The organism is Gemmiger gallinarum (assembly GCF_014982805.1).
Lineage (GTDB): Bacteria > Bacillota > Clostridia > Oscillospirales > Ruminococcaceae > Gemmiger > Gemmiger gallinarum.
Map to the genome: position 1 here is coordinate 1091625 of NZ_JADCKC010000001.1, position 11880 is coordinate 1103504.

At 58.4% G+C, this 11880-nt stretch carries 9 protein-coding genes; 6 read left to right on the forward strand and 3 right to left on the reverse strand.

The genetic code is table 11. The annotated features are described in order from the left end of the window. Positions 1 to 135: 135 nt before the first annotated feature. A complete protein-coding gene (locus INF35_RS05050; protein WP_193500407.1) occupies positions 136 to 1647 on the reverse strand; it encodes a S1C family serine protease in 1512 nt (503 codons plus the stop codon). A 284-nt stretch (positions 1648 to 1931) separates the two neighbouring features. On the opposite strand from INF35_RS05050, the gene INF35_RS05055 reads away from it, so the two are divergent. Then, a complete protein-coding gene (locus tag INF35_RS05055; protein WP_193500408.1) occupies positions 1932 to 2813 on the forward strand; it encodes a class I SAM-dependent methyltransferase in 882 nt (293 codons plus the stop codon). Here INF35_RS05055 and INF35_RS05060 read toward each other — a convergent pair. Beyond that, positions 2791 to 3891, reverse strand: coding sequence for a hypothetical protein (locus tag INF35_RS05060; protein WP_193500409.1), 1101 nt, complete (start codon positions 3889 to 3891; stop codon positions 2791 to 2793). The two genes, INF35_RS05055 and INF35_RS05060, sit on opposite strands and share 23 nt — an antisense overlap. A gap of 361 nt (positions 3892 to 4252) precedes the next feature. Here INF35_RS05060 and INF35_RS05065 point away from each other — a divergent pair, with 361 nt between their 5' ends. Continuing rightward, positions 4253 to 5866, forward strand: a complete 1614-nt coding sequence (locus INF35_RS05065) for a peptide chain release factor 3 (protein ID WP_193500410.1) — start codon at positions 4253 to 4255, stop codon at positions 5864 to 5866. A 156-nt stretch (positions 5867 to 6022) separates the two neighbouring features. Here INF35_RS05065 and INF35_RS05070 read toward each other — a convergent pair whose 3' ends face one another. Beyond that, positions 6023 to 7726, reverse strand: coding sequence for a carbon starvation CstA family protein (locus INF35_RS05070; protein WP_193500411.1), 1704 nt, complete (start codon positions 7724 to 7726; stop codon positions 6023 to 6025). A 465-nt stretch (positions 7727 to 8191) separates the two neighbouring features. Here INF35_RS05070 and INF35_RS05075 point away from each other — a divergent pair, with 465 nt between their 5' ends. The 4 genes from INF35_RS05075 to ltrA all read left to right on the forward strand — a co-directional run bounded on the left by INF35_RS05075 (position 8192) and on the right by ltrA (position 11787). After that, entirely contained in the window at positions 8192 to 8632 is a 441-nt protein-coding gene (locus INF35_RS05075) for a hypothetical protein (protein WP_193500412.1), read from the forward strand. A gap of 118 nt (positions 8633 to 8750) precedes the next feature. Next, the gene (rplM, locus tag INF35_RS05080; RefSeq protein WP_193500413.1) at positions 8751 to 9182 is read left to right on the forward strand and encodes a 50S ribosomal protein L13; all 432 of its coding nucleotides are present in this window, start codon (positions 8751 to 8753) and stop codon (positions 9180 to 9182) included. A gap of 17 nt (positions 9183 to 9199) precedes the next feature. After that, on the forward strand, positions 9200 to 9598 hold the full coding sequence (gene rpsI, locus INF35_RS05085) for a 30S ribosomal protein S9 (RefSeq protein ID WP_193500414.1): 399 nt from the start codon (positions 9200 to 9202) through the stop codon (positions 9596 to 9598). A gap of 791 nt (positions 9599 to 10389) precedes the next feature. Beyond that, a complete protein-coding gene (gene ltrA, locus INF35_RS05090) occupies positions 10390 to 11787 on the forward strand; it encodes a group II intron reverse transcriptase/maturase (protein ID WP_193500415.1) in 1398 nt (465 codons plus the stop codon). The last annotated feature ends 93 nt before the right edge of the window (positions 11788 to 11880 follow it).

Sequence of the window (11880 nt, forward strand, 5' to 3'; positions counted from 1 at the left end):
TTCAAGTATATCATACCGGGCGGGCATCATGGTCAAAGCGGCCGGAATTTTACATGCAGCTCCGGTCCGGGGTCAAAAAAGCGGCGGCGGGAATTGCTTCCCGCCGCCGCGCTGTTTATGAAAAAGGATTCCGTTTTACTGTGCGGCAGAGCTCTCGCCCAGCGTGACATCAAAGCTCATCAGCTTACCGTCACGCTCCACCTGCATGGAGACCACATCGCCCACATTCATCTTCTGGATATAGTTGGTAACATCGTTGCTGGTGGACACCACCGTATCCCCCACAGAAACGATCCGGTCGCCCTGCTGCAGGCCGGCAGCCTCAGCACCGCTGCCGGGGTTGACGCTCAGGATATAGACACCGTAGTTGCTGACGCCGTACTGCATGGCGGTCTGCGCATCCTGAATGGCGATGACCGTAATGCCCAGAGCCGGACGCGCCACATAACCGGTGCTGATAAGCTCCTGCGCGATACTGACTGCCGTGTTGATGGGGATAGCAAAGCCAAGGCCCTCCGCCTCACTGTCATCGCTCTTGGCGTTGACAATGCCGATGAGCTCACCATTGGCATTGAACAGACCGCCGCCCGAGTTGCCCGGAGAGACTGCCGCGTTGGTCTGAATCAGGGTCATCTCGTTGTCCTCAACGGTGATCTGACGGTTGAGGGCGCTGATGATACCGTTGGTGACTGTGCCGCCCAGAGTACCCAGCGGGTTGCCTACGGCGATCACTTCCTCGCCTACGGCCAGCTGATCGCTGTCGCCGATGACGGCGGGGGTCAGGCCGGTGGCTTCAATCTTGATGACTGCAATATCAGATGCAGTGTCCAGGCCAACAACGGTGGCGTCATACTGGGTATCGCTGCCGTTGAGCTGGACCTTGACGTTGGTGGCTCCGTTGACCACATGGGCACAGGTCAGGATGTAGCCGTCCTCCGAGATGATAACTCCGGAACCGGCGCCGCTCTGGACATAGCTGCCGCCAAACCAAAGGTTGTTGGAACTTACCATCTGCTCGGTGGTGATGACGACCACGCTGGGGCTGACCAGAGACGCCACATCCTGGGTGGAGAGGGCTGTGCCGCCGGCGCTGCCCTGGCTGCCATCTTCATCCGTCTGGCGGTCAACCGTCTGCATGACCACCGTATTGCCTGCCAGTCCGGTGCGCGCCGCCACCACAGCGCCGGCAAAGCCGCTGCCAAATCCCAGCGCCACCACGCAGATTCCCGCGACGATGCGCAGGGCAACCTTTTTGCCGGTGCCCTTCTTTTTCGGCTGCTTCTTGGGCGGCTGAACCGGAGCACTGGTGTAGTTGTAACCGTTGTCGCCGCCCGCATGCACACTGCTGGTATAGCCGTCAAACTGGGCCCCAGGCTGCTGAGCCTGCTGGTTGGGCTGCTGTGTGGAGTAATCGGTACGGGCGGTGTTGGCGGTGTTCATGCCGCTGCTGCCCACATTGGGATACCCGGTGTAGCCGTTCTGCGGCTGCTGGGCATTGTTTTCCGGTGCGGCGCCGGGCGCTGCATCGTGAACGCCGCCCTCCGCCGCGCCGGTGGACGCGCCCTGGTTGGATGCGCCGGTGTTGGGCGCATTGTTGTTCTGATCGTTATTATGATAAAGTCCCGAATAATCAAACTCGTTGCTCATACAGATCTTCCTTTCGTCAGGATCAAGGGGGCGGGAGGCTTTTTTCAGCTCTCCCGAACCTTTGTCCATAGTATACCGGCCAATTGTGAAATACGTTTTTTGTCACCGTGAAATAAATGTGAAAAGCCGGTTTTGGGCGGCGGTATCGCCCGGCGCAGGTTCCCGGCCTTTTGGCAAAACAGCAAGCCCCGCCACCGGCCCGTCCTCTCCTGTTTGACAGGCCGGGCAGCCCCGACTTACAATAGAGTTCAGCAATGCTATTGTATCAGGGCGGAGGGTTCGCTATGCGTATCGAGCAAGAGGTTCAGGGGAAAACGACCCGATACCTGTTATATAAGGAGAAAACCGTCGCGGGTTCGGCCGTGCTGGAAAACGGGCACTTGTCCGCTTTTTCCATCGATCCCGCCTGGCAGGGCAAGGGGTACGGCTGTTATCTGCTCAAGGAGATCCTGCGCCGCAACGGCGGTTTTGATCCTCAGGCCGAAAGTTGCTTTACCGCCCCGATGCCCGATGCCGGCAACGCTGCGGCCTTTGCCCTGGCCGTGCGGTTCGGCTTTGCGGAGAGCGACGGCATGCTGCGCCGTCTCCGGGTGCCCGACCTGACCGCCGTGCGGCTGGTACACAAACTGCTTTCGGGGATGGTCGCCCCGGGCGGGCTGTATCTGGACGCCACCTGCGGCAACGGACACGACACCCTCTTTCTCTGCGGCATCGCCGGACAAAAAGGTCGGGTAATCGGGCTGGACATTCAGCCCGCCGCCGTGCACGCCACCAATGCTCTGCTGGCCCGGGAGGGCATGGAGCAGATCGGCCGGGCGGTACAGGCCGACCACAGCGATCTGGCCCGTTTTGCCCCGCCGGGCTCTGCCGACTGCGTCATGTTCAACTTCGGCTGGCTGCCCGGCGCCTCCCATCAGGTCCACTCCCAGGCGGACAACTCCCTGCGGGCACTGCAGGCCGGGCTGGATGCCCTGAAACCCGGCGGCGTACTGTCGGCGGTTTTGTACAGCGGCAAGGTCATCGGCGACAGCGAAAAGCGCGCCGCCCTGGACTTTTTCCGCAGCCTGCCCCTGACCCGCTACACGGTTCTGGTCTGCGGCTTTGCCAACTGGGCCGAGGACGCGCCCCTGCCCTGCCTGGTCATCAAGCGCCCAGGCGGGCATTGAGCATGTCGAGAAACGCCTGCTGCTCTGCCTCATTTTCAAAGGCTGCCCTGGCAAAGCTGTAAGCCGCTACGCCGCCAGGGCCGCACAGCACCCAGGCATGGGGTGTTTCCAGCAGAGTCCCCGCATAAGGCACCTGCCAGCTGCCGCCCCGTCCATCGGAGAGCAGAATCTCCTCCGGCCCAAACTGCCAGGTGAAGGTTCCGCACATCCGGTCAAGCACGCTGTCCGAGCCGCGCCACATTCCGTACAGCACAACGGCAACCACAACCGCCGTCAGCACAAGCCCCACCCAGCCGTACAGGAAGGTCAGATATCCTGCGCCCAGAGCAATCAATGCCAGTGCAGGCCATTTTCTCCGCCAGTATGTACCGGTTTTGAGCACTGCAACGGTGCGTTCCCGCAGCAAAAGCAGCGCCTGCTCCCGGTCGATTTTCTGCACAAAGGTCCCGCCGCCCTTTCCGTCCGGCACAAAGCCGGTGCGCACAGGGGCTGCGGGGCTTTTTTGTTCCTCCTGGCCCGTGGGGCGAGTTTTCATTGCCTCTTCAAACAGGCCGCGGCTGTACGGCAGGGACTTTTCCTCGCTGAAGGCCGACAGCGGCATCAGAAATCCCGCTCCGCTGTGCATGACCAGCACCAGCCCCGCACGATCGGTCTGCACCGTCCGGATGGACGCGGCCGGAACATGGATGCGGCCTTTCTGCCCTGCGATGCCGGGGCCGTCCAGAGTCAGCATGCCATCCGCCAGAGTGATCCGGTAAGGTCGGGAGGTCATGTCGGGCAGGCTGCAGCGCAGGGCGGACATCTGCATGGATACATACATTCCCGGGGTGATTGCCCAAAACAGCAGCGCCATCAAAGCCGTGATGACCAGCAGAAAGACCGCCTCCCCCATGGTTTCCTCTGTGGGCAGGCCGCCCAGCTGGATCAGAGCAAAGACGATCATGGCGGCAGCAAGAGCCAGGGGGGCCAGCAGGCGCATGCGGTGCATCTGCCGGTTGGCAATACTGCCTTCCACCCGGGTCAGGGCGCGGAACTGGGCGCGGACTTCCTGCTTTGTCATGGTATACTGCCATTGCATAGGGCAGCCTCCTCCCATATGGTTCTGTGGACATTGTACCACGGGCTGCCATGCGGGGCAAAACCTTTGCCGCACATTTTACACCTTGCTTTCTTTCTCATGGAAAAAGAGCCGCAGCACGGGCAAAATCTATTGCAATCCCGCAAAAAAACATGTATGATAAACAGGTATGTCTTATTTGTGAGGAGAGGGAAAATGTAAAACGCATCCTGCTTCCCGTTCAGGCTCCGCGGCGCCGCTGCCGGGCCGGAGCATACGGACGAACCACCAGAACCGGCGGAGACCCGCGTCTCCGTCCGTCGATAACGAGCAGTGCGCCGGGCGGCATCCCGGCGCCAATTGGAAGGAGAGAAGCAGTACCATGGCATCCATGCGCGAAGAAATCGAAAGCCGGCGCACATTTGCGATCATCTCGCACCCCGACGCCGGTAAAACCACACTGACCGAAAAGCTGCTGTTGTACGGGGGCGCCATCCAGACCGCGGGCTCCGTCAAGGGCAAGCAGAGTGCCCGCCACGCGGTGTCCGACTGGATGGACATTGAAAAGCAGCGCGGCATCAGCGTCACATCGTCTGTTTTGCAGTTCAATTATGCGGGCAAGTGCATCAACATTCTGGACACCCCGGGACATCAGGACTTCAGCGAGGACACCTACCGTACCCTCATGGCCGCCGACTCGGCCGTCATGGTCATCGACGCCGCCAAGGGCGTTGAGGCCCAGACCATCAAGCTGTTCAAGGTCTGCACCCTGCGCCACATCCCCATCTTTACCTTTATCAACAAGATGGACCGTGAGGCCCGCGACCCCTTTGAGCTGATGGAGAACATCGAGGAGATTCTGGGCATCAAGACCTATCCCATGAACTGGCCTATCGGCTGCGGCAAGCGGTTCAAGGGCGTGTTCGACCGTTCCTCCCGCCGTGTTCTGGCCTTTGAGGGCGACGGCCGCGCCAACGGCGTCAAGATGGTGGACGAGATCGCCGCCGAGCTGGGCGATCCCGCTCTGGACGAGCTCATCGGCGCCGAGAACCATCAGCGCCTGGCCGACGACATCGAGCTTTTGGACGGCGCTGCCGAGGAGTTTGACCTGGAAGCGGTGCACAACGGCACCCTGTCCCCTGTCTTTTTCGGTTCGGCCCTGACCAACTTCGGCGTAGAGCCCTTCCTGAAGGACTTTCTGCGCCTGACCCCGCCGCCGCTCCCCCGGGCCGACGCCCCCACCGGCGAGCTGGTGGACCCCTGCCGGGAAGAGTTCTCCGGCTTCATCTTCAAAATTCAGGCCAACATGAACAAAAACCACCGGGACCGTATCGCCTTTCTGCGCATCTGCTCGGGCAAGTTTGAGCGCGGCATGGAGGCCTTCCACGTGCAGGAGGGCAAGAACATCAAGCTCGCCACCGGCACCAGCCTGATGGCCGATGACCGTGCCATCGTGGACGAGGCCTACGCAGGCGACATCATCGGCCTGTTCGACCCGGGCATCTTCTCCATCGGCGACACCCTCTGCACCGGCAAAAAGCATGTGCAGTTTGCGGGCATTCCCACCTTCGCCCCCGAGCATTTTGCCCGGGTGACCCAGGTGGATACCATGAAGCGCAAGCAGTTTGTGAAAGGCATGGAACAGATCGCCCAGGAGGGCGCCATCCAGATCTTCCGCGACCTGGGCGCTGGTATGGAGGAAGTCATTGTAGGCGTGGTGGGCGTGCTGCAGCTGGAAGTGCTGGAGTACCGCCTGAAAAACGAGTACAATGTGGACATCCGCATGCAGAACCTGCCCTACGAGTACATCCGCTGGATTCTGAACCCTGTGGATGAGCTGGACCCCAAGACGCTGGACATCACCAGCGACACCCGCTGCATCGAGGACCTGAAAGGCAACCGTCTGCTGCTCTTTGCCAGCCCCTGGAGCATCGACTGGGCCACTCAGCACAACGAGAACCTCAAGCTCAGCGAGTTCGGCAACCTGACCTTCTGAGTTGAGCCGCTCAAATAATCAACCGGCCCGCCGTGGAGTATCTGCTCCGCCGGCGGGCCGGTTTATTTTTCATTCAGCAAACAAAAAGTGCGGCCGTCCCAACTTGCGGGAGGATGGCCGCACTTTTTTATCTTGTCATGTCAAGGCAGCGGCAACTCAGGCGTTGGCCTTTTCCGCGTCCTTTTTGGAGGACATATACGCCTTGACCGAGCTGACCACGATGGTCAGGCCCAGGGCGATGAGCAGCACCGCAATGATGAGCTGCAGGCCCTCCACCAGGAAGGTGGCGCTGCCGGCGGCCACAGCCTGGCACAGAGCGATAAGGCGCTGCACCAGAGCGGTGAAGGTCACGCACAGCATGATAACCAGCGGCGGGAACAGCATTTTGTTGCTGCGGCCGGTGACTTTCAGGAAGACGCACAGGGTCGCCAGGACCAGAGCGCTGAGCAGCTGGTTGGCAGAACCGAACAGCGGCCAGATGTTGGAGTAGCCGATCTTGGCCAAGATGAAGCCGAACACCAGAGTAACGATGGTGGAGAACCAGGTGTTGCAGAGCAGCTTGCGCCAGCCCTCGGCGTTCTTCATATCGTCAACACTGAACAGCTCCTGGAAGCTCATACGGCCGATACGGGCGACGGCATCCAGGCTGGTGAGCGCCAGAGCGGAAACGCACATGGTCATGAAGCACTGGGCCACATAGACGGGAACACCGAACATTTCCAGGAAACCGGCAACGCCGTTGGAGAAGATCTGGAAGGGAGTGCCTGCGGCGGGGGTACCGTCGGCAGCGGCGGCAGCACCGGCGACGCAGAGGGCCAGCACAGCCAGCAGGCTCTCGGTGACCATAGCGCCGTAACCGACCTTGAGCATATCCTTTTCATTGTCCACCGTCTTGGAGGAGGTGCCGGAAGAAACCAGGCTGTGGAAACCGGAGACGGCGCCGCAGGCGACGGTGACGAACAGGATGGGGAACAGCGTGCCCAGGCTTGCATTGTCGAAGCCGGTGTAGACGGGCAGGTTCATGGAAGGATGGGCAACCAGCAGGCCCAGGACCGCGCCGACGATCATGCCAACGAACATGAAGGTGGTCATGAAGTCACGGGGCTGTTTCAGCAGCCACATGGGCAGCGTTGCGGCAAAGAAAATATAGATGAAGGTGATGTACAGCCAGGCTTCCTTGCCCAGGGTGATGGGCATCAGCATGCCCAGTGCCAGAGCGGCCACGGTGCAGACCAGACCGGCAACGATCTCTTTCCAGCCGGTGAAGTGGAACTTCTTCTGGATCAGGCCCAGCAGCATGGCAAAGACGATGAAGAACAGGGAGATGCAGCCTGCAGCGCCGTTGGGCTTGGCGGCGGCGGACAGCTGAGTCACACCGTCCACAACCTCATAGGCGTTGAAGGTACCTGCCACCATGTCGGCAAAGGCCGCAATGACCAGCAGGGTGAACAGCCAGCAGAACAGCAGGAAGACCTTGCGGCCGAACTTGCCGATGTACTTTTCAATGAGCAGGCCCATGGATTTGCCGTCGTTCTTGACGCTGGCATACAGGGCGCCGAAGTCGGTGACTGCACCGAAGAAGATACCGCCGATGAGAATCCACAGCAGGACGGGCAGCCAGCCGAAAGCAGCCGCCTGAATGGCACCGGTGACAGGGCCGGCGCCTGCAATGGAGGAGAACTGATGGCTGAAAACCGTCCAGCCGTCGGTGGGGACGTAGTCTTTTCCGTCCTGGAAGCGATGGGCCGGGGTAACGGCCTTGGGATCGATGCCCCAGGTCTTGGCCAGCCAGCGTCCGTAAAGGGCGTAGGCCGCAGCCAGACAGACCGCAGCGATCAATACGATGACAAGCGTGTTCATGATTCTCTTACCTCTTTTCTGTTTCCACCGACCAAATGCCGCAAACGAAACAGGCCTCCGTCTTCAGCCCCGCACCGTTTGACCGGTCGGGGATCGAAGACGAAGGCCTGATGCTCCTCCGCGATACCACTTCGCTTGCCGTCCGCTTGCCCGGACGGCCACCTCTGCCGCAGCCGCCTGAGCAACTGCGAGCCCCTGTAACGGTGGGCATCCGGCCGCGGCTATTGCACGGCGCGCACAACGCTGTGCTTTCACCTCGGCTGCTGGCGGGTGAGGGTCCGCGGCGCGTTTGCTGCCGCCTCGCACAACCGGCGGCTTTCTGGAAGCCGGCTGCCGCGGATCATGTCCCGTTCACTGCATTTGGTCGATATGGCTAATACTTTAGTCCCCTGATTTGCGGTTGTCAATAATTTCTTAACAATTTGTCGGTTTTTCTTTAGCGTCCTAAATCAGTTCAGAGTTTTTATGCAAATTGTCAGATTTTTGTATTTTTATGGCGTACAGTTCTCCTCTTGTGTTTTTCTCCGGAAGGCGCCCTGCCCGGACGCCAACTGCTTTAAGCGGGTTTTCTGCACAATCTGCGCTGTCCCTGTCCCCACACATCCGGCTTTTTTCTTCCTGCGGAACGCTTCCGGTGCCTTGCCGCCGAAAGGCCGCCCGTCAGACGCCGCCCTCTCCCCTGCACAGCGGCTTGCCCTCTTTCCTGACAAAGACTTATATAGAGAGAAAGGACGATCTTTCCTGCCGGATTGTTCCCCCTTGCCGGCCGGAATCTGTGAGATTTCGGCCGTTCCGCCAGCATTGTTTGAAAAATCGAGTTTGAGAAAACCGGAGCAAGAGAGAGAAAACAAGAGCATTCGTGAGCTTGTACAGGATAAATTAAAAAAATCAGCTTTCACCTATTGACGAAAGAGCGCAGATTTGCTATAATCACACTTGCGCAAAACGGCGCGGCCCATCGCGCCGCGCTTGACGATAGGTCCGGGGCCTTCCCGGCCCTGGAATTTGGATGGAGGTTTACATTATGAGCACTACTCTCGCAAAGCCCGCAGAGATGGCTGACCGCAAGTGGTATGTGATCGACGCCGCGGGCAAGCCCCTCGGCCGCGTTGCTGCCAAGGCTGCCGTGCTGCTGCGCGGCAAGGATAAAGTCACGTTCACCCCGAACGTTGACTGCGGTGACCATGTCATCATCATCAACTGTGACGAGGCGGTTCTGACCGGCAAGAAGCTGGAGAAGAAGTTCCACCGCACCCATTCGCTGTACATCGGCGGCCTCAAGGAGACCCAGTACAAGAAGCTGATGGCCGAGAACAGCGACAAGGCCATGACCTACGCCGTTAAGGGTATGATCCCCTCCAACACCATCGGCGCCAAGGCCCTCACCCGCCTGCACTGCTACAAGACCTCTGAGCATGCCCATGCTGCCCAGAAGCCCGAAGCTGTCGAACTTTGATAGGGAGGCAATCGAATATGTACGAGACAAAACCTTACTTCTACGGCACCGGTCGTCGTAAGCATTCCGTTGCCCGCGTCCGCGTTTACAATGGCACCGGCAAGGTCACCATCAACGGCCGCGATATCGAGGATTACTTCGGCCTCGACACCCTGAAGCTGCTGGTCCGCAGCCCGCTGGTCCTCACCGAGACCGACGGCAAGTTTGATGTTGTCGTCAACGTTATCGGCGGCGGCTGCTCCGGCCAGGCTGGCGCAATCCGCCACGGCCTGTCCCGCGCCCTGCTGCAGTACGATCCGGCTCTGCGTCCCGCCCTCAAGAAGGCTGGCTTCCTGACCCGCGATCCTCGTATGAAAGAGCGTAAGAAATACGGCCTCAAGGCTGCCCGTCGCGCTCCGCAGTTCAGCAAGCGCTGATCAACGCCCCAAAAGCATCAAAAAAGCTCGGAAAACCGCGGTTTTCCGGGCTTTTTCTATTTCAAAAGTTCTGTCTCGTTTGACGAATTTTGGAGTAGTCTGACCCGTTTTGAACCAATTTTTATGGGTTAAATAAAGGACAACCGCCCCAAAAATGAGGGCTAATGGGTTAAATCATAGGACAACTTTTTTGCCCCTTGACCCACCCCGAAGGTCATTTTTGTCTTTTGGCCTCTCTGCATTTTTATGCAAAATCGGTTTGGCATAGTTTGACCAAATCTGAACAAATGAATATGATTTTATTGCGAAAGCGCTCAGTGTTCCTGCTGGGCGCTTTTTGCAGTGCGCCCGGCATGGGCAATAACTTGGTGGTGAAAGTCCACTACAGACTTGGCAGTAGGAACTGTTAGCCGAAGGCAAGGGTGTCCATCGCAAGGTGGAATCTGAAGGAAGCCGGATGTGGAGGCTGTGAAGTGCCTCTGCGGGCAAACTCCCGGTCTGACGAACAGAAACCGCATAGGAGGCAATGCAAAGCGGACGAGTCTGCTGCACAAGACAAAGTCCAATACTGCCCGAACTTTGCATTGTAAATGCGGCAGATATATGGGAGGAAGGTTATTGCTCTTACCCGGGGAGATCTTACGGACGCAGAAGTAGGGAGAAAAAAATCTGAACCTGCGGAGTAAAGCTTGCCGTAAGAAGTCAGCAGAGGCCATAGTACCGGAAAAAAAAACGGGAAGGGCTGAACAATCGTAAGTCTTGAGTACAATACCGGAAGAAGGACTGGTGCCATGACAGCAAAATACCGAAAGGGCTTCGTGCAGAGGGATAGCGTGGAACGTGAAGAGTATGCAAAAGTGCCGAGTGCCAGCCCTGGGGAAGGGAAAGAAAGAGACGGTGCAGAGAACCTGCTGGAGCGGATTCTGGACAGGAACAACCTGAACAGAGCGTACAAGCAGGTCAAACGCAACCATGGAGCAGCTGGTATCGACGGAATGACCGTAGAGCAGGCCTTGCCGTGGCTACGGGAACACAGAGCGGAATTGCTTCAAAGCATCCTGGAGGGAAAATACACCCCATCCCCGGTGCGGCGAAAGGAAATCCCGAAACCAGACGGAGGTGTGCGCAAGTTGGGCATCCCAACGGTGGTAGACCGGATCATCCAGCAAGCTATTGCCCAACAGCTACAGCCAATCTATGAACCGCTGTTCTCGGATGCAAGTTACGGCTACCGTCCGAGAAGAAGCGGACAGCAAGCGGTGCGCCAGGTGAAGAAATACGCAGAACAAGGTTACACCTACGCCGTAGAAGTGGACTTGTCCAAATATTTTGACACGCTGAACCACGAATTGCTGATGGAACTGCTGCGGAAACAAATCCACGACAGACGGGTAACGGGGTTGATTAAGAAGTATCTGAAAGCCGGTGTCATGGAGAATGGTGTCACAACCAGAACGAGGGAGGGTTCTCCACAGGGAGGCCCTCTATCTCCGCTGTTAGCAAACATCTACCTGAACGAGTTCGACCAGGAAATGGCCAAACGTGGCGTGAAGGTGGTGCGCTATGCGGATGACATCGTGGTGGTGACCAAAAGCAAACGGGCAGCGGAGCACATGCTGGAATCCTGCCGAAAGGTCCTGGAGGGGAAACTGAAACTGACTATGAATCTTCAAAAGAGCAAGGTGGTTAGTCTTTTCTCCAACCGTAACTTCAAGTTTCTGGGCTGCTGTCTGGGGAAGAGTGGACGAGGAGTATATATCCGAGTTCATAGGAATTCCCTACAGAAAGCAAAACAGAAGCTGAGAGAGCTGACCGACAGGAGCCAGGGCAGAAATGTGCGCATGGTGATGGCAAAGGTGAAGGAGTTCATCCGAGGATGGATTGGGTACTTCTACATCGCTGATATGAAGCGCACACTGCAACGCTGGAATGAATGGCTGCGGCGCAGAATTCGCATGTACATCTGGAAACAGTGGAAGAAGCCGAAAACCAGGGTGCAAAACCTACAGAAGTTAGGTATCCCTGCGTGGCAGGCCTACCAATGGGGGAATACCCGCCTGGGCTACTGGAGAGTGGCTGGAAGCGCAGTCCTCAGCCGTTCCATTACAAACGAAAAGCTCGCACTGGCCGGGTATTACAACTTTTCGGCACAGTACGAGCAAATTCGCAAACTGCACTTATGCGATTGAACCGCCGTGTACCGAACGGTACGCACGGTGGTGTGAGAGGACGGCTGCTCAACTAATGGGTAGCCTCCTACTCGATTTTCCGGGGACTAATGT